Consider the following 16,275-nt stretch of genomic DNA (forward strand, 5'->3'; position numbering starts at 1 on the left):
GGGGAGCCCCTGGTGCCGTAAAACTATCGGCGCTAGTTTGGGGCCGGACGACAAAGCCCGCCCGGAGGGAACCCGATGAAGGCACACGACGGCATGTACATCGACGGGGCCTGGCGGTCCGCCGACGGCCGGGACACGATCGACGTCGTGAACCCGGTCGACGAGCGGGTGATCGGCACGGTCCCCGCCGGCACCGCCCTGGACGTCGACACCGCCGTACGGGCGGCCCGCGCCGCACTGCCGGGCTGGGCCGCCACCCCGCCCGCCGAGCGGGCCGCGCGCCTGGCCGCGCTGCGGGACGTGCTGGTCGCCCGCAAGGACGAGGTCGCCGAGACGGTCACCGCCGAGCTCGGCTCGCCGCTGAAGTTCTCGCAGGCCGTGCACGCCGCCGCCCCGATCGCGGTCGCGGGCTCCTACGCCGAGCTTGCGGCGACGTACGCCTTCGAGGAGAAGGTCGGCAACTCCGTCGTCCACCACGAGCCGGTCGGCGTGGTCGGCGCCATCACCCCCTGGAACTACCCGCTGCACCAGATCGTCGCCAAGGTCGCCCCGGCGCTCGCGGCCGGCTGCACGATCGTGCTGAAGCCCGCCGAGGACACCCCGCTCACCGCGCAGCTCTTCGCCGAGGCGGCGCACGAGGCGGGCATCCCCGCGGGCGTCTTCAACCTGGTCACCGGCGTCGGCCCGGTCGCCGGCCAGGCCCTCGCCGAGCACCCCGGCGTCGACCTGGTCTCCTTCACCGGCTCGACGGCGGTGGGCCGGCGGATCGGCGCCCTCGCCGGCGCCGCCGTCAAGAACGTCGCCCTCGAACTCGGCGGCAAGTCCGCCAACGTCATCCTGCCCAGCGCCGACCTGGCCAAGGCCGTCAACGTCGGCGTCGCCAACGTCATGTCCAACTCCGGCCAGACATGCAGCGCCTGGACCCGCATGCTCGTCCACCGCGACCAGTACGACGAGGCGGTGCGGCTGGCCGCCGAGGCCGCCGCGAAGTACGGCGACCGGATCGGCCCGGTCGTCAACGCCAAGCAGCGGGAACGCGTGCGCGGTTACATCGAGAAGGGCGTCACCGAGGGCGCCCGGATCGTCGCGGGCGGCCCCGAGGCCCCGCACGAGCAGGGCTACTTCGTCAGCCCGACGGTCCTCGCCGACGTCACCGAGGACATGACGGTCGCCCAGGAGGAGATCTTCGGCCCCGTCCTGTCCGTCCTGCGGTACGAGGACGAGGAGGACGCCCTGCGCATCGCCAACGGCACGGTGTACGGCCTCGCCGGCGCCGTCTGGGCCGGGGACGAGGCCGAGGCCGTCGCCTTCGCGCGCCGGATGGACACCGGGCAGGTCGACATCAACGGCGGACGGTTCAACCCGCTGGCGCCCTTCGGCGGCTACAAGCAGTCGGGCGTGGGCCGCGAACTGGGCGCGCACGGCCTCACCGAGTACCTCCAGACCAAATCCCTCCAGTTCTAGCCCCAGGGGAGTTGCCCACGCCATGGCCGTCCGTTCCGCTGTCCGAGCCGCCGTCGTACCCGCCGTAGGCGCCCCGCTGGAGGTCACCGGGATCGAACTCCCCGCACCGGGCCCCGGCCAGGTGCGGGTGCGGCTCGCCGCCGCCGGGGTCTGCCACTCCGACCTGTCCCTGTCCAACGGCACCATGCGCGTGCCGCTCCCCGCGGTCCTCGGCCACGAGGGCGCCGGCACCGTCCTGTCCGTCGGCGAGGCCGTCACCCACGTCGCGCCGGGCGACGCCGTGGTCCTCAACTGGGCCCCGTCCTGCGGCGCCTGCCACGCCTGCGCGCTCGGCGAGGTCTGGCTGTGCGCGAACGCCCTGGCCGGCGCCGCGCACGTGCACGCCCGCCGCGCCGACGACGGCACCGACCTGCACCCCGGCCTGAACGTCGCCGCGTTCGCCGAGGAGACGGTGGTGGACGCCGGCTGCGTGCTGCCCGCCCCGGACGGCATCCCGCTCACCGACGCGGCGCTGCTCGGCTGCGCCGTCCTCACCGGCTACGGCGCCGTCCACCACTCGGCGAAGGTCCGCGAGGGCGAGACGGTCGCGGTCTTCGGCGCCGGGGGAGTGGGCCTCGCCACCCTCCAGTCGGCCCGGATCGCGGGCGCGTCGAAGATCGTCGCCGTCGACGTGTCCCCCGAGAAGGAGGAGCTGGCCCGCGCGGCCGGCGCCACCGACTACCTGATCGCCTCCGACACCACCGCCCGCGAGATCCGCGCCCTCACCGGCAAGCAGGGCGTCGACGTCGCCGTCGAGTGCGTCGGCCGGGCGACCACCATCCGCACCGCCTGGGAATCCACCCGGCGCGGCGGCCGCACCACGGTCGTCGGCATCGGCGGCAAGGACCAGCAGGTCACCTTCAACGCCCTGGAGATCTTCCACTGGGGCCGCACCCTGTCCGGCTGCGTCTACGGCAACGCCGACCCGGCCCGTGACCTCCCCGTCCTGGCCGGACACGTCCGGGCCGGACGCCTCGACCTCGGCGCCCTGGTCACCGAACGCATCGCGCTGGACGGCATCCCGGCGGCCTTCGAGAACATGCTGGCGGGCAAGGGCGGGCGGGCGCTGGTGGTGTTCTAGGCCGCCGCGCTTCGGGGCCGCCGCGGCAGGCCGCGCGGGCACGAGGGTGCCGGGTTCGCCCGGCGCCCCGGTCCGTGTGCCCGCGCGCGCCGCGCGTCCGTGCGTAGCGACACGATCGCGGTGCGACAAACATCCGCGCGACTGTTGACCGCATACCGTCCGGTCAGTACGTTCCCCGAAACGTTTCCCCAACGTCCCCTCCCCGCCCCTTCCTCCCCTGCGTTCCCCCACGCCCCACTCCCCTCCGCACTCACCGGAGCGTGCCCGTATGGACACCACCCCCTCCGCTCAGCCCCTGGCCGCCACCGCCGAGGCCCCCGCCCCCAACCGCCGCCGCGTCGCCACCGCCGCGGCCCTCGCGTCGGCCGTCGAGTGGTACGACTACTTCGTCTTCGGCATCGCCGCCGCCCTCGTCCTGGGCGACCTGTACTTCCCGGCCGGCAGCTCCACCGCCGGCGTCCTGGCCGCCTTCGCCACCTTCGCCGTCGGCTTCCTCGCCCGCCCGATCGGCGGCATCGTCGCCGGCCAGCTCGGCGACAAGAAGGGCCGCAAGCCGATGCTGGTCCTCGCGCTCACCCTGATGGGCGTGGCCACCACGGGCATCGGCCTGCTGCCCACGTACGAGACGATCGGCGTCGCCGCCCCGATCCTGCTCGTCCTGCTGCGCATCGCCCAGGGCGTGGCCGTCGGCGCCCAGTGGGGCGGCGCGATGCTGCTGGCCACCGAGTACGCCCCCGAGGGCAAGCGCGGCATCTACGGCAGCGTCGTCCAGCTCGGCGTCCCCATCGGCGTGGTCACCGCCAACACGGTCTTCCTGCTGGCCGGCGCGTTCACCTCCGAGTCGGCCTTCGAGTCCTGGGGCTGGCGGGTGCCGTTCGTGGTGGGCCTGCTCGTGCTCGGGCTGGCCTGGTACATCCACACCCGCGTCGAGGAGACCCCGGAGTTCCGGGAGGCCGAGCGGGCGCTGGCCGAGAAGGAGGAGGGCGAGCAGTCCTCCCCGCTGCGCACGATCATGCGCGATCACCTCGGCACGGTCCTGCTGGCCGGCGGCTCCTTCGCCGTGAACACCGCGACGTTCTACATCATCATCACCGGCGTCCTCGACTACACGACGCGCGAACTGGACATGGAACACGGCGCGGTGCTCGCCGTCTCGCTCTGCGTCAGCCTCACCCAGCTGGTGCTCATCCCGGGCGCCGCCGCCCTGTCCGACAAGTTCGGCCGCATCAGGGTCTACACCGTCGGCGCGGTCGGGATCGCCGTGTGGGCCGTCCCGCTGTTCCTGCTCATCGACACCGGCTCACTGCTGTGGCTGGCGGTCGGCACCTTCGTCGCCAGCTGCTTCCTCAGCATCATGTACGGCCCCCAGGCCGCCCTCTTCGCCGAGCTGTTCACGCCGGAGATGCGCTACACCGGCGCCTCCCTCGGCTACCAGATCGCCGCCGTCGGCGGGGGAGGGCTCGCGCCCTTCGTCATGGTGCTGCTCCTGGAGGCGACGGGTACCTCGATGGCCGTCTCCGCCTACATCATCGCCCTCTCGGTGATCGCCCTGGTGTCCATCAAGGTGCTGGCCGACAGGTCGCGTTCACGCTGACCGCGAGGCGTTCTCGGGCCGCGACCCCACCATCTCGTCCGGGGCCGCGGCCCGCGCCCGCTTCCGGGACCGCGACACCGCCACACCCGCCAGGCACAGCGCGCCGCCCGCCAGAGTGAGCAGCCCCGGCACCTCACCGAGCGCCAGCCACGACATCAGGACCACCAGGGCGGGCACGGCGTACGTGGTGGCGCCCATGCGACCGGCGGTCGTCCGGGCCAGCGCGTACGCCCAGGTCGTGAACGCCAGCGCGGTCGGGAACACGCCCAGGTACACCATGTTCAGCGTCGCGGAGACGGGAGCGTCGACCGCCTCGTGCACCAGCTGCCCCGTGAACGGCAGGCAGAGCACCGCACCGACCAGGCAGCCGAACGTCGTCACCTGGAGCGCGCTCGCATGCCCCAGCGCGGGCTTCTGCGCGACCACCCCGCCCGCGTACGCCACCGCGGCCAGCAGACACAGCACCACTCCGAACAGCGAGGAACCGCCCTCGCCGGACATCGACAGGCCCACGGTCACCGCACCGGCGAACGACACCGCCATCCCCGCCACCAGCCGCGGCGGCAGCGTGTCCCCGAGGAGGCGGGCGCCGAGCAGCGCGATGAGGATCGGCCCGACGTTCACCACGAGCGCGGCCGTACCGGCGTCCACCTGCTGCTCGCCCCAGTTCAGGACCACCATGTAGAAGCCGAACCACAGCAGCCCCGATATCGCGATCCCCCGCCAGGCCGGCCGCGGCGGCAGCCCTTCCCGGCGCACCAGGCAGATCACCCCGAGCGTCACGACGCCGGCCAGCAGCCGCCCGAGGGCCAGCGCACCCGGCGAGTACGCCTCGCCGGCGCTGCGGATGGAGACGAAGGCGGAGGCCCACAGGACGACGGTCACGGTGGCCGCGCCGGCCGCGAGCAGCTGCGGACGGCGGGAGGGGGCGGAGGGGGACGTGCGGGCGGTGCTCATCATGCTCCAGACGTTAGGGCGCGACGGCCTCGTGGGCTCGCGGATTTCGGACGGGGAGGCGGTGCCGCGCGGCTCAGCGCAGCGCCACCGGATCGATGCCCAGCAGCTCGGACAGCGCGGCCTCGCCCGTCGGCGTGACCTTCACCGCCCGCTCCGAGCCGATGCGCAGGCACCAGCCGGTGTCCAGGGCGTGCCGGCACAGGGCCGCGCCCGCCACGCCCGCGAGATGTGGTCGGCGTTCGGTCCAGTCGAGACATGCCCGCGCCAACGGACGGCGGCCCGTGGGCGTCAGCGGAATCCCGGCCGCGTCGAACCAGCCGAGCCCCGCGTCCGTGAGCGCGAAGCCGGTGTCCTGGCGCAGCAGCCCGCGCCCGGTGAGGGCGTCGGTCACCGCGATGCCGAGCCGCCCGGCGAGATGGTCGTAGCAGGTGCGCCCCCGGGCCATCGCCGACCCGGCGCTCGACGCCCGCAGGGTGCGCGGACGCCGCGCGGCGGCCTGCGGCGCGACCTGCGCCGTCAGGTCCTCGACCAGTTGCGCGACCCGCTCGTCGGCCAGCCGGACGTACCGGTGCCGCCCCTGGCGCTCCTCGGTGAGCAGCCCGCCCGCGACCAGCTTGCCCAGGTGCTCGCTCGCCGTGGACGCGGCGACGCCCGCGTGCCGGGCCAGCTCACCGGCGGTCCACGCCCGTCCGTCCAGCAGCGCCAGCAGACAGGCGGCGCGCGTCTCGTCCGCGATCAGCCCGGCCAGCCTCGCGAGGCCGGGCGCCTCGGCATCCCTCTCGGTCATGCGTCCAGGATGCGCCACGCACGGTTCGGCGGGCGCCGAAGTGTCCTCAGACGCCCCGCGCCACCTGCGCGTACTGCTGCGTCAGTCCGTCCAGCAGGGCCGTCAGCCCGGTCTCGAAGGCCCGCTCGTCGATCTTCTCCTGCTGCTCGGCCAGGAGGTGGGCCTGCTGGAGGTGCGGGTAGGCGGCGGGGTCGTAGGCGCCGGCGTCGTCGACGAAGCCACCGGCGAAGGAACCGAGCGCGGAGCCCATGATGAAGTACCGCATCAGCGCGCCGATGGACGTGGCCTGGGCCGGGGGCCAGCCGGCCGCGACCATCGCGCCGTAGACGGCGTCCGCGAGGTGCAGCCCGGCCGGACGGCGGCCGGGACCGTGCGCCAGCACCGGGACGACGTTGGGGTGGTCGCGCAGCGCCGCCCGGTAGGAGACGGCCCAGTCGTGCAGCGCGGTCCGCCACTCCCGGCCGTCCTCGAACATCGACAGGTCTACCTGCGCGCTCACCGAGTCGGCGACGGCCTCCAGGATCTCGTCCTTGGTGCGGAAATGGTTGTAGAGCGAGGGCCCGCTGACGCCCAGCTCCGCGGCGAGCCGGCGGGTGGAGACGGCCGCGAGGCCCTCCGCGTCCACCAGCGCGCGGGCTTTCTCGATGATCCGGTCGGTGCTGAGCAGGGGCTTGCGCGGTCGGGCCATGGCGCACATAGTAGGGCTGCGGCTTTTAACTAGCACTGCTAATTTAAAAGTACGCCGTTCAAGGACCGTCTTCTGTGGGGTGACTCGGCATGAATCTGGAGCTCAGCGAGGAGCAGAGCGCCGTGCGGCGGCTCGCGCGGGACTTCGTGGAGCGCGAGATCGCCCCGCACGTCGTCGCCTGGGACCGCGCCGAGGAGGTGGACCGCTCCCTCGTGAAGAAGCTCGGCGAGGTCGGCTTCCTCGGGCTCACGATCGACGAGGAGTACGGCGGCTCCGGCGGCGACCATCTCGCGTACTGCCTGGTGACGGAGGAGCTGGGGCGCGGCGACAGCTCCGTGCGCGGCATCGTGTCCGTCTCCCTCGGCCTGGTCGCCAAGACGATCGCCGCCTGGGGCGACGAGGAACAGAAGCGGCGCTGGCTGCCGGGGCTCACCTCCGGCGCCTACGTCGGCTGCTTCGGCCTCACCGAACCCGGCACCGGATCGGACGCGGGGAACCTCGCCACCCGCGCGGTCCGCGACGGCGACGACTACGTCGTCAACGGCACCAAGATGTTCATCACCAACGGCACCTGGGCCGACGTCGTCCTGCTCTTCGCCCGCTCCACCGACGCTCCCGGACACAAGGGCGTCTCCGCCTTCCTGGTCCCCACCGACACCCCCGGCCTGACCCGGCGCACCATCCACGGCAAGCTCGGGCTGCGCGGTCAGGCCACCGCCGAACTGGTCCTGGAGGACGTCCGGGTCCCGGCCTCCGCGATGCTCGCTCCCGAGGGCAAGGGCTTCTCGGTCGCCATGTCCGCGCTCGCCAAGGGGCGGATGTCGGTCGCGGCCGGCTGCGTCGGCATAGCCCAGGCCGCGCTGGACGCGGCCGTGCGGTACGCCGGTGAGCGCGAGCAGTTCGGGAAGACCATCGCCCACCACCAGCTGGTGCAGGAGCTGATCAGCGACATCGCCCTCGACGTGGACGCGGCCCGGCTGCTGACCTGGCGGGTGGCCGACCTGATCGACCGCGGGCAGCCCTTCACCGTCGAGTCCTCCAAGGCCAAGCTGTTCGCCTCGGAGGCGGCCGTCCGCGCCGCCAACAACGCCCTCCAGGTCTTCGGCGGCTACGGCTACATCGACGAGTACCCGGCCGGCAAACTGCTGCGCGACGCCCGCGTGATGACCCTGTACGAGGGCACCAGCCAGATCCAGAAACTGGTCATCGGGCGGGCGCTGACGGGGGTTTCGGCCTTCTGAGTGCCGGGTTTCTGAGTACCTCGACTGAGTACGGCGGCGGATGTGGCCCGGACCGCATCCGCCGATCCTTGTGTCCATGAGTGACACAGCGGTCAAGCAGCAGAACACGGCGGCCTTCTACGGGCAGGCCGTCGCGTCGTTCGCGGTCGCCATGGCCGCCACCGCCATCGGCATCTACCAGCTCCAGGCCGACGCCTGGGTGCGTGCCTTCCTGGCCATCGCCGTCCTGTACCTCGTCACCTCGGCCTTCACGCTGGCCAAGATCATCCGGGACCGTCAGGAGGTGGGGCAGATCGTGAGCCGCGTGGACCAGGCGCGACTGGACAAGATCCTTGTCGAGCACGACCCGTTCCACAAGCCCGGCGGCACCTCCGCGGGGCAGCGCGCCTAAGCGCCCGCTCATTTTCGGCGGTATGGTGGTGCTCCTGTCACCGAGAGGGGCGAACAAGCGATGAGTACGGCGGCCGAGACGACGGGCGGCGACATCGAGCCGTGGGAAGAGGTCACGCCTGACGCGGCCCGGCGGCTCCTGGTCGCCGCCGTGGAGGCGTTCGCCGAACGCGGGTACCACGCGACCACGACCCGCGACATCGCCGGACGGGCCGGCATGAGCCCGGCCGCGCTCTACATCCACTACAAGACCAAGGAAGAGCTGCTGCACCGCATCAGCCGCATCGGTCACGACCGGGCGCTGGCCATTCTGCGCACGGCGGCCGAGGGGGAGGGGAGCGCGGCGGAGCGGCTCGCCGACGCGGTCAGCTCATTCGTACGCTGGCACGCGGGCCGGCGCACCACCGCGCGCGTCGTGCAGTACGAGCTGGACGCGCTCGGGCCGGACGCCCGCGCCGAGATCGTCGCGCTGCGCCGGCAGTGCGACGCCGAGGTGCGCGGAATCATCGAGGACGGGGTGGCGTCGGGCGAGTTCGACGTGCCGGACGTGCAGGGCACCACGCTCGCCGTGCTGTCGCTCTGCATCGACGTGGCCCGCTGGTTCAACGTGAACGGCGCCCGGACGCCCGACGAGGTCGGCGCGCTCTACGCCGGCCTCGTGCTGCGGATGGTCGGGGCCGGGGCGTCCGGCTCCGCTCGGTCCGGCTCGGCTCAGACGTAGTAGCGCGAGACGGACTCGGCGACGCAGACCGGCTTGTCGCCGCCCTCGCGTTCCACCGTGAAGGCGACGGACACCTGGATCCCGCCCGTGACGTCCTCGACGCCGGTGATCGTCGCCGTGGCGCGCAGGCGCGAGCCGACCGGGACGGGGGCGGGGAAACGGACCTTGTTGGTGCCGTAGTTGACGCCCATCTGCACGCCCTCGACCCTGATCAGCTGCGGCCCGAACAGCGGGAGCAGCGACAGGGTCAGATAGCCGTGCGCGATGGTGGTGCCGAACGGGCCCGCGGCGGCCTTCTCCGGGTCCACGTGGATCCACTGGTGGTCGCCGGTGGCCTCGGCGAACAGGTCGATCCGCTTCTGGTCGACCTCCAGCCAGTCGGTGTGCCCCAGCTGCTCGCCCACCGCCGCCTTCACCTCGTCGACGGATGTGAAGATCCTCGGCTCTGCCATGCTCCCGGCCTCCCGTGTGACGCGACTCTAAGCGACTGCTTAGCATGGTCGCCCGGGAAGCCCCTGTCAACGGACCGGACGGGTGAGTGGGCGGGTGGGTAGGGTTCGAGAGGTGCCTCAGATTCCCGAGAAGATTCACGAGCTCACCGTCGGCCAGCTTGCCGCCCGCAGTGGCGCCGCCGTCTCCGCCCTGCACTTCTACGAGTCCAAGGGCCTGATCAGCAGTCGCCGCACCTCGGGCAACCAGCGCCGCTTCAGCCGTGACGCGCTGCGCCGGGTCGCCTTCGTCCGGGCGGCCCAGCGGGTCGGCATCCCCCTCGCCACGATCCACGAGGCGCTCTCGGAGCTGCCCGAGGGCCGCACCCCCACCCGGGACGACTGGGCCCGGCTCTCCGCGTCCTGGCGCTCCGAACTGGACGAGCGCATCAAGCAGCTCAACCGGTTGCGCGACCACCTCACCGACTGCATCGGCTGCGGCTGCCTGTCCCTGGACACCTGCGTCCTGTCCAACCCGGACGACGCGTTCGGAGAAACCCGAGCGGGTTCCCGCCTCCTGGTGGAACGCACGGCCCCGCACCCGGCCCGCCGGACCTGCGCCCCGGCGAAGTGTGACTGACCGGCCCCCGACAGCCGTCGCGCCCGTGCCCTGACGCCCGCTTCTGCGGGGCGTTCTGCCGGCCCCGGGACCGGACGATCACCTCGCCGTCCCGACGGGGGCGGGCGCCGGCGTCGGTGGCCCGGCGCGGTGGCACGCCCGGTCCCGGACGACCCGCGTGCGCCGGGCGTTCCGTCGGGTCCGGGGCCGGAGGTCATCTCGCCGTTCCGGCGGGGCGGGCGCGGGCGTTGGTGGCCGGGCGTGGTGGCGCACCTGGGCCCGGACGGCCCGCGTGGGCCGGGCGTTCCGTCGGGTCCGGGGCCGGAGGGTCATCTCGCCGTTCCGGCGGGGGTGGGCGCCGGCGTCGGTGGCCCGGCGCGGTGGCACGCCCGGTCCCGGACGACCCGCGTGCGCCGGGCGTTCCGTCGGGTCCGGGGCCGGAGGGTCATCTCGCCGTTCCGGCGGGGGTGGGCGCCGGCGTCGGTGGCCCGGCGCGGTGGCACGCCCGGTCCCGGACGACCCGCGTGCGCCGGGCGTTCCGTCGGGTCCGGGGCCGGAGGGTCATCTCGCCGTTCCGGCGGGGGTGGGGCCGGCCTGGCGTCGGTGGCCCGGCGCGGTGGCACGCCGCGTCTCGACGCGCGCGCCACTCGTGGCCGGCCGCGGGGTCGGTCCAGCGGCCCGGCTTCGGCGGCTGGGGCGTCCCTCGCCCGGAGGTGCTGATCCGCGTGAGCGATCGGCCGCATCGCCGATGGCCCGGCGTGGTGTCACACCCCGCCCCGCCGCGCCGAGGCCCACTCCTCCAGTCCCGCCGTCACCAGTTCGGCGTTGGAGGCGGCCCGGCCGCCGTCCGGCAGGAGCAGGGTGTCCTCCAGGCCGATCCGGGTCGGCAGGCCCAGGCGGCCGGCCAGGCGCAGTACCGGCCAGGTGCCGGCGTCCTCGCCGTGCAGCAGGACGGGGCGGCCGTGGGCCGTGCCGAGGGTGGACAGCAGGGCCCGCGCCGCGTCACGCGCGGGCGCCGGGCCGGTGTCCGTGACCTCCGCCAGTACCCGCAGCACCCTCGGTCCCAGCGGTGAGCACAGGAAGCGCGCCGCCCCGTCCGTGCCGGACCAGACGCCGGCCTCCACGCCCACCCCGCGCTCCATCAGCGCGGCCGCGGTCTCCTCGGCGCCCGGCTCGTGCCAGTTGACCGACGCGTGGTCGGGCAGCACCGTCCAACTCCGTATCCGCGCCACCCGGGCGGCAGGGTCGGGCTCCGCCCAGGCGCCCGTCGTGACGCCGACCGGGACCGAGGCCGGCACCCGCGCGCGCACCGCCCCAAGCGTCGCCGCGAGCACGCGCGGCGACAACGTGTCCCGGCCACAGGGTGTCTTCGGGTGGACGTGGACATCCGTCGCCCCGGCGGCGACCGCTCCCGCCACGGAGTCCGCGAGCGCCTCCGGCGACAGCGGCACCACCGCCCCGTCGGCGGCATCGCGGCCCCCGTTCGCACACAGTTGCACCATCCCCCCATGGTGCCGGGCCCCACTGACAACACCCGTCGGCCGCCGGTCGTCGGGGGCGCGGCATCCCCTGCACACCCCCGCGAGTCCGGCTACGCCGACATCAGCAGCCGTCGCCCCCGCCGGGCCTCCGCGAGCGCGTCGGGGGTGAGGACCGGCCGCGGTACGAGGATCCCGCACTCCGCGCAGACGGGCCCCGTCGAGGGTTCGTGGTCCAGGTCGTAGGTCCAGACGAGGCGTTCCCCGTCGCACACCGGGCAGACGGAGCCCGGTTCCCGCTCCAGCGCCGAGATCAGCCGGCGCAGTACGTCCGCCAGCGGCCAGTCGGGATGCACCCGGGGATCGTCGCACCAGGCGACACCGAAACCGCCCCAGGTCAGCCGGTGCCAGTCGTCCACGCTGCCCGGCCTGCGCAGCCCGTCGTGCTTCTCCTTCCTGCGCCGCTCGGCGAACTCGACCTCATAGGCCAGCCACACGGAACGCGCCTCCTCCAGTTCCTCCAGTGCGGCCACGAGCCGCGCCGGGTCCGGGGAGCGGTCCTCGGGACCGAACCCTGCCCTGGAGCAGAGATGGTCCCAGGTAGCCCTGTGCCCATAAGGGGCAAATCGTTCAAGGCACTTGCGCAGCGAATAACGCCGCAGCGCCAGGTCGCACCGTGGATCGCGGACCTGTCTCGCCAGACTTCGGAAACCGGCCATCGCCCTGCACCTCCGTCACACCTGCACCTGTACTCGGGTCACTTCGGCGTCGTCGTACGGACGTCGCCGAATAGACGTATCGACAACCGATTCGGCTCCATCCGATTTCCGATGCCCCCCATCAGCCGATCCACCCACTGGAAAAAAGTGACGCATGTTCATCTTCCAACTCGGGGATACCGGCGGTAACGTCCCGCCACACCCCCGCCGGGAGGAGCTGCCATGCCACGACGCACCCCACGCGACGCCCTCGACAGACTGAGAACTCCCCGCGGCCTCCACGGGTTCCTGAAGGGCGCTTCCGTATGCGTCCTCACAGCCGGCCTCTTGTCGCCGCTTTCCCCGGCGATGGCCGCCGGAACGGCTCCCGCCTCGGACAAGACCGCCCAACCGGCCGGCCAAGCCGCGGCGAACGATCACCGCGGCGGCCAGTGTTCCGACATCCTGCCGCCCGGTCAGAACGGCAACGCCACCCTCGCCCAGATCCTTCTCAACCAGGCCTTCGGCACCCAGCCCGCGCACGCCGAGGACCAGCTCGGCCGCTACGCGAACCTCGCCACCGGCTACTCCGGCCTCACCAACGACAGGATCAACACCTTCTGCGGTGTGGGCCGGGCCGGCGTACGAGGGTGGCGGAGCTGCGGCCCGGCCGCCAACACGGCCTGGTGCACACCGGCGTCCGTCCGCCCCTGCTCCATGGGCCATGACTACTACATATCCTGGAACCCTCAAAGCAGATCAGTGATACTCTCTCGTCCTACGCGGACAAGGGGGTTGACGTGCCTGTTCCCGTCGGGACTTACTACCGGATCTCCGAGGACATGGCGGGGGACGCCAAGGGCGTGGCCAGGCAGCGCGAGGACTGCCTGAACCTGGCCCGGCTCCGTCGCTGGGAGCCGGTGCAGTACGAGGACAACGACCTGTCGGCCTACAAGCCGGACGTCGTCCGCCCCGACTTCGAGCAGATGCTGAAGGATCTCGACGCCGGGATCATCAAGGGCATCGTCGTCTACGACCTTGACCGCTTCACCCGCCAACCGCGGGAGCTGGAGCGGACGATCGAGATCTATGACCGCCACCCGGGCCTGATCTTCGCCAGCCTGCAGGGCGACATCAACCTGATGACATCCGACGGTCGCACCATGGCCCGGGTACTTGTCGCCTTCGCCAACAAGGCCAGCGCCGACACGGCCCGGCGCGTCAAGCGCAAGCAGAAGGAGCTGGCGACCAAGGACGTCAAGCTGGTCCACGGCGGACGAGTCCCCTTCGGCTGGCTGCCGGACGGGGAGACGGCAGACCCCACGGCAAAGAAAGAGATCAACAAGGCCCATGAGCGCATCCTCGCCGGAGACAAGATCTCCGACATCCGGGACGACTGGCTGGCGCGGGACGTCATTCCCAAGTCCCGCAGCGGCAAGCGCTTCGGGAAGAAGGAGGGCCTGCAGCACTCCACCGTGACCCGCATGCTCTCCAACCCCGCCGTGGCTGGCATCAAGGTGTACCGCGGCGAAGTCCTCCGCGACGTGAACGGGGCGCCCGTCAAAGGGGCCTGGGAGGCCCTGTGCAGCCCTGAAAGGCTGGAGGAGGTCACCGCCACTCTGGTGGGCCGCTCGATGCGGCACGTGCCCAGCAACGCTTCGTACCTGCTGTCCGGCATCGCCCGGTGCGGCAAGTGCGGTTCCCCCATGCGTGGTCAGTACCGCAAGGACCGGAAGGGCAACCGCATCCCGGCCTACTGCTGCCATCAGGAGAAGGGCGGATGCGGCGGCGTGGCTCGCAAGGCAGAACCAGTGGACGAGCTGATCATCGATCTCATCCTCGCCGACGAGGAGAGGATGAAAGGCAAGGCGGCGGTCAGCACGCCGGCCTGGGACGGTGAAGCCCAGCTGGCCAAGGTCCTGGCTGAGATTGCGGAGCTGAAGCAGGCCAAGGATGCTGACCAGATCAGCATTTCCACGGTCATCCAGTTCATGCCCGTGCTGGAGGCCAAGCGGGACAAGCTCCTGACTGAACAGCGCCGGGCGCTGGCGGCCCAGCGCACCGCCCAAGTCATCTCCATCGCAAGCCGGGACGCCTTCGATGCGCTGCCCATCGAACGACAGAAGCTGCGCGTCCTGCAGTCCCTGCAAGCCGTGATCATCCATCCGGCCGGCAAGGGAGCGGGACCGAAGTTCAACCCCGACCTGATCGAACCCGTCTGGACGTGAGGCCGCCGACTCTCAACGCCCCTGCTGGGCGGGAGCCTTCATCATGCGGGAGCCGTGTCCGAACCGGACTGGAAGACGTACGCCCACGCCGACGCGATCCGCACCCTGGACGCCTGGTGGCCGCTCCTGGTGAAGGCCGAGTTCGAACCCGGCCTCGGCAGCGACCTCTACACCGCCTTCGCCGCCAGCCTGCCCGTCGACGAGTCACCGTCCGCCGCCCACGGCCCCACCGGCGCCCACGCCGGCAGCGCCTTCCAGTACGGCTGGTGGAGCTATGTCGACAAGGACATCCGGGCGGTGCTCGGCGAGTCCGTCCAGGGACCGCTCGCGCGGGAGTACTGCGGCGACGGCGACCTCGCCGCCTGCCGGGACACCCTGGTCGCCACCCTGAAGGAGGCGTCGGGCCGCACGGCCGCCCAGGTCTACCCCGGTGACGACAACTGCTCGGCGGGCGACCAGTGGTGCGCCGACTCGGTCATCCACCGCACCCTGGGCGGCATCAGACACGGCGGCATCAGCTGGCAGAACCGGCCGACCTACCAGCAGGTCGTGGAGTTCATGTCCCATCGGTGACCGGCCGGTCGCCGGCTCAGCGGTAGATCAGGTACTGGCGGCGGGTCCTGCGGAACGCCGCCAGTTCCCGCTGCCAGCCGTCCACCACCTCGTCGGTGTCCGCGCCCGCGTCGATCATCGTGCGCACCTGCGTGGAGCCGGTGAGCTTGTCGATCCAGTTGTCCGACCGCCAGGCGAAGCCGTCCCAGCTCCGTTTGGCGGTCACCAGGAGGGCGATTCCGGTGCGCACCGGGTCGAAGGCGTCCCGGTCGTGCACATGGAGCTGGACGCCCCCGACGGTCTTCCCCTGGAACTTGGAGAAGGTCGGCGCGAAGTACGCCTCCCGGAAGCGCACGCCGGGCAGGTCCAGCTCGTTGACGGCGGCGGCCCAGCTCCCGTCGATGCCCTCGGCGCCGAGCAGTTCGAACGGGCGGGTGGTGCCGCGCCCCTCCGACAGGTTCGTGCCCTCGAACAGGCAGGTGCCCGAGTAGACCAGGGCGGTCTCCGGCGTCGGCATGTTCGGGCTCGGCGGCACCCACGGCAGCCCGGAGGCGTCGTAGAACTCCGAGCGCCTCCAGCCCGTCATCGTCACCGTCTCCAGCGGCACCGGCGACGGCAGGAACTCGTGGTTGAAGAGGTGCGCCAGCTCGGCGACCGTCATGCCGTGCGCCTGCGAGATCGGCTGCCGGCCGACGAAGGTCGCGAACTCCTTGTGCAGGACCGGGCCGAGGGCCGCCCGCCCGGTCACCGGGTTGGGCCGGTCCAGGACGACGAACCGTTTCCCCGCGAGCCCGGCGGCCTCCATGCAGTCGAACAGCGTCCAGATGTACGTGTAGAAGCGCGCGCCGGCGTCCTGGATGTCGAAGACGACGGTGTCCACGCCGGACGCCGTGAAGATGTCCGCGAGCGGCTGCCCGCTCTTGAGGTACGTGTCGTAGACCGGCAGCCCGGTCGCGGGGTCGTCGTAGCGGCCCTCGGAGCCGCCGGCCTGCGCGGTGCCGCGGAATCCGTGCTCGGGACCGAACACGGCGGTGAGGTTCACCCGGTCGTCGGCGTGCATGACGTCGACGATGTGGCGTACGTCCCGGGTGATGCCGGTCGGATTGGTGACCACGCCGGCCTTCTGGCCGTCGAGCAGTTGGTAGCCGTCGTCGGCGAGGCGCTCGAAGCCGGTGCGCAGCCGGCGGCCGCCGTGGCCCCCGGGCGCCGCCTGGGCCGTGCCCGCGGCGGCGGCCGTGGTGCCGGCCGCCACCGCGGCGGTCGTGGCGAGCAGGTTCCGTCTGGACAGCGTCATGCGGTGACCTCCGTGA

At 72.4% G+C, this 16,275-nt stretch carries 15 protein-coding genes and 2 pseudogenes; 10 read left to right on the plus strand and 7 right to left on the minus strand.

What is annotated here, in order from left to right; all coding sequences use genetic code 11:
• The first annotated feature begins 75 nt into the window (after positions 1 to 75).
• The 3 genes from ACFWR9_RS33755 to ACFWR9_RS33765 all read left to right on the plus strand — a co-directional run bounded on the left by ACFWR9_RS33755 (position 76) and on the right by ACFWR9_RS33765 (position 4,178).
• Positions 76 to 1,464, plus strand: a complete 1,389-nt coding sequence (locus tag ACFWR9_RS33755) for an aldehyde dehydrogenase family protein (RefSeq protein WP_383848922.1) — start codon at positions 76 to 78, stop codon at positions 1,462 to 1,464.
• A gap of 22 nt (positions 1,465 to 1,486) precedes the next feature.
• Positions 1,487 to 2,584: a Zn-dependent alcohol dehydrogenase gene (locus ACFWR9_RS33760; RefSeq protein ID WP_383848924.1), complete on the plus strand. Its 1,098-nt coding sequence runs from the start codon at positions 1,487 to 1,489 to the stop codon at positions 2,582 to 2,584.
• Between the two features lie 268 nt (positions 2,585 to 2,852).
• The gene (locus ACFWR9_RS33765) at positions 2,853 to 4,178 is read left to right on the plus strand and encodes an MFS transporter (protein WP_383848927.1); all 1,326 of its coding nucleotides are present in this window, start codon (positions 2,853 to 2,855) and stop codon (positions 4,176 to 4,178) included.
• On the opposite strand, the gene ACFWR9_RS33770 is transcribed toward ACFWR9_RS33765, so the two are convergent.
• The 3 genes from ACFWR9_RS33770 to ACFWR9_RS33780 all read right to left on the minus strand — a co-directional run bounded on the left by ACFWR9_RS33770 (position 4,170) and on the right by ACFWR9_RS33780 (position 6,610).
• Positions 4,170 to 5,138, minus strand: coding sequence for a DMT family transporter (locus tag ACFWR9_RS33770; RefSeq protein WP_383848929.1), 969 nt, complete (start codon positions 5,136 to 5,138; stop codon positions 4,170 to 4,172). The two genes, ACFWR9_RS33765 and ACFWR9_RS33770, sit on opposite strands and share 9 nt — an antisense overlap.
• A 70-nt stretch (positions 5,139 to 5,208) precedes the next feature.
• A complete protein-coding gene (locus ACFWR9_RS33775; protein ID WP_383848932.1) occupies positions 5,209 to 5,922 on the minus strand; it encodes an ArsR/SmtB family transcription factor in 714 nt (237 codons plus the stop codon).
• Positions 5,923 to 5,968: 46 nt separating this feature from the next.
• Complete coding sequence (locus ACFWR9_RS33780; RefSeq protein WP_383848933.1) at positions 5,969 to 6,610, minus strand: TetR/AcrR family transcriptional regulator; 642 nt, start codon at positions 6,608 to 6,610, stop codon at positions 5,969 to 5,971.
• A gap of 89 nt (positions 6,611 to 6,699) precedes the next feature.
• On the opposite strand from ACFWR9_RS33780, the gene ACFWR9_RS33785 reads away from it, so the two are divergent.
• From ACFWR9_RS33785 to ACFWR9_RS33795, 3 genes are all read left to right on the plus strand, one after another.
• Entirely contained in the window at positions 6,700 to 7,851 is a 1,152-nt protein-coding gene (locus ACFWR9_RS33785) for an acyl-CoA dehydrogenase family protein (protein WP_383848936.1), read from the plus strand.
• 76 nt (positions 7,852 to 7,927) lie between these two features.
• The gene (locus ACFWR9_RS33790; RefSeq protein WP_383848939.1) at positions 7,928 to 8,242 is read left to right on the plus strand and encodes a YiaA/YiaB family inner membrane protein; all 315 of its coding nucleotides are present in this window, start codon (positions 7,928 to 7,930) and stop codon (positions 8,240 to 8,242) included.
• Positions 8,243 to 8,302: 60 nt separating this feature from the next.
• Positions 8,303 to 8,962: a TetR family transcriptional regulator gene (locus tag ACFWR9_RS33795; protein ID WP_383848942.1), complete on the plus strand. Its 660-nt coding sequence runs from the start codon at positions 8,303 to 8,305 to the stop codon at positions 8,960 to 8,962.
• Here the strand turns inward: ACFWR9_RS33795 and ACFWR9_RS33800 are convergent.
• Positions 8,953 to 9,414, minus strand: coding sequence for a MaoC family dehydratase (locus ACFWR9_RS33800; RefSeq protein WP_383848944.1), 462 nt, complete (start codon positions 9,412 to 9,414; stop codon positions 8,953 to 8,955). The genes ACFWR9_RS33795 and ACFWR9_RS33800 overlap by 10 nt on opposite strands.
• A 112-nt stretch (positions 9,415 to 9,526) precedes the next feature.
• Between ACFWR9_RS33800 and soxR the strand changes: the two genes are divergently transcribed.
• Positions 9,527 to 10,030, plus strand: coding sequence for a redox-sensitive transcriptional activator SoxR (gene soxR, locus ACFWR9_RS33805; RefSeq protein ID WP_383848947.1), 504 nt, complete (start codon positions 9,527 to 9,529; stop codon positions 10,028 to 10,030).
• A gap of 743 nt (positions 10,031 to 10,773) precedes the next feature.
• Here the strand turns inward: soxR and ACFWR9_RS33810 are convergent.
• The gene (locus ACFWR9_RS33810; protein ID WP_383848949.1) at positions 10,774 to 11,511 is read right to left on the minus strand and encodes a 3-keto-5-aminohexanoate cleavage protein; all 738 of its coding nucleotides are present in this window, start codon (positions 11,509 to 11,511) and stop codon (positions 10,774 to 10,776) included.
• Between the two features lie 89 nt (positions 11,512 to 11,600).
• A complete protein-coding gene (locus tag ACFWR9_RS33815) occupies positions 11,601 to 12,206 on the minus strand; it encodes a hypothetical protein (RefSeq protein ID WP_383848951.1) in 606 nt (201 codons plus the stop codon).
• Between the two features lie 222 nt (positions 12,207 to 12,428).
• Between ACFWR9_RS33815 and ACFWR9_RS33820 the strand changes: the two are divergent.
• From ACFWR9_RS33820 to ACFWR9_RS33830, 3 genes and pseudogenes are all read left to right on the plus strand, one after another.
• Positions 12,429 to 12,830, plus strand: a pseudogene (locus ACFWR9_RS33820) (penicillin acylase family protein); the annotation flags it as partial.
• 155 nt (positions 12,831 to 12,985) lie between these two features.
• The gene (locus tag ACFWR9_RS33825) at positions 12,986 to 14,413 is read left to right on the plus strand and encodes a recombinase family protein (protein ID WP_383848954.1); all 1,428 of its coding nucleotides are present in this window, start codon (positions 12,986 to 12,988) and stop codon (positions 14,411 to 14,413) included.
• Between the two features lie 72 nt (positions 14,414 to 14,485).
• A pseudogene (locus ACFWR9_RS33830) lies at positions 14,486 to 14,986 on the plus strand (penicillin acylase family protein); the annotation flags it as partial.
• Between the two features lie 16 nt (positions 14,987 to 15,002).
• Here ACFWR9_RS33830 and ACFWR9_RS33835 read toward each other — a convergent pair.
• Positions 15,003 to 16,259 carry an exo-beta-N-acetylmuramidase NamZ domain-containing protein gene (locus ACFWR9_RS33835; RefSeq protein ID WP_383848957.1) on the minus strand — a complete coding sequence of 419 codons (1,257 nt, stop codon included), beginning with the start codon at positions 16,257 to 16,259 and terminating at the stop codon, positions 15,003 to 15,005.
• Between the last annotated feature and the right edge of the window lie 16 nt (positions 16,260 to 16,275).

Origin of the sequence: Streptomyces sp. NPDC058534 (assembly GCF_042717365.1) — a bacterium.
GTDB lineage: Bacteria > Actinomycetota > Actinomycetes > Streptomycetales > Streptomycetaceae > Streptomyces.

What these genes read in the sequence shown, in the direction of transcription:
- ACFWR9_RS33770 (WP_383848929.1), bottom strand. Translation starts at nt 5,138, where the DNA reads ATGATGAGCACCGCCCGCACGTCCCCCTCCGCCCCCTCCCGCCGTCCG.
- ACFWR9_RS33775 (WP_383848932.1), bottom strand. Translation starts at nt 5,922, where the DNA reads ATGACCGAGAGGGATGCCGAGGCGCCCGGCCTCGCGAGGCTGGCCGGG.
- ACFWR9_RS33790 (WP_383848939.1), top strand. Translation starts at nt 7,928, where the DNA reads ATGAGTGACACAGCGGTCAAGCAGCAGAACACGGCGGCCTTCTACGGG.
- ACFWR9_RS33810 (WP_383848949.1), bottom strand. Translation starts at nt 11,511, where the DNA reads ATGGTGCAACTGTGTGCGAACGGGGGCCGCGATGCCGCCGACGGGGCG.
- ACFWR9_RS33795 (WP_383848942.1), top strand. Translation starts at nt 8,303, where the DNA reads ATGAGTACGGCGGCCGAGACGACGGGCGGCGACATCGAGCCGTGGGAA.
- ACFWR9_RS33835 (WP_383848957.1), bottom strand. Translation starts at nt 16,259, where the DNA reads ATGACGCTGTCCAGACGGAACCTGCTCGCCACGACCGCCGCGGTGGCG.
- ACFWR9_RS33755 (WP_383848922.1), top strand. Translation starts at nt 76, where the DNA reads ATGAAGGCACACGACGGCATGTACATCGACGGGGCCTGGCGGTCCGCC.
- ACFWR9_RS33785 (WP_383848936.1), top strand. Translation starts at nt 6,700, where the DNA reads ATGAATCTGGAGCTCAGCGAGGAGCAGAGCGCCGTGCGGCGGCTCGCG.
- ACFWR9_RS33765 (WP_383848927.1), top strand. Translation starts at nt 2,853, where the DNA reads ATGGACACCACCCCCTCCGCTCAGCCCCTGGCCGCCACCGCCGAGGCC.
- ACFWR9_RS33815 (WP_383848951.1), bottom strand. Translation starts at nt 12,206, where the DNA reads ATGGCCGGTTTCCGAAGTCTGGCGAGACAGGTCCGCGATCCACGGTGC.
- ACFWR9_RS33780 (WP_383848933.1), bottom strand. Translation starts at nt 6,610, where the DNA reads ATGGCCCGACCGCGCAAGCCCCTGCTCAGCACCGACCGGATCATCGAG.
- ACFWR9_RS33800 (WP_383848944.1), bottom strand. Translation starts at nt 9,414, where the DNA reads ATGGCAGAGCCGAGGATCTTCACATCCGTCGACGAGGTGAAGGCGGCG.
- ACFWR9_RS33760 (WP_383848924.1), top strand. Translation starts at nt 1,487, where the DNA reads ATGGCCGTCCGTTCCGCTGTCCGAGCCGCCGTCGTACCCGCCGTAGGC.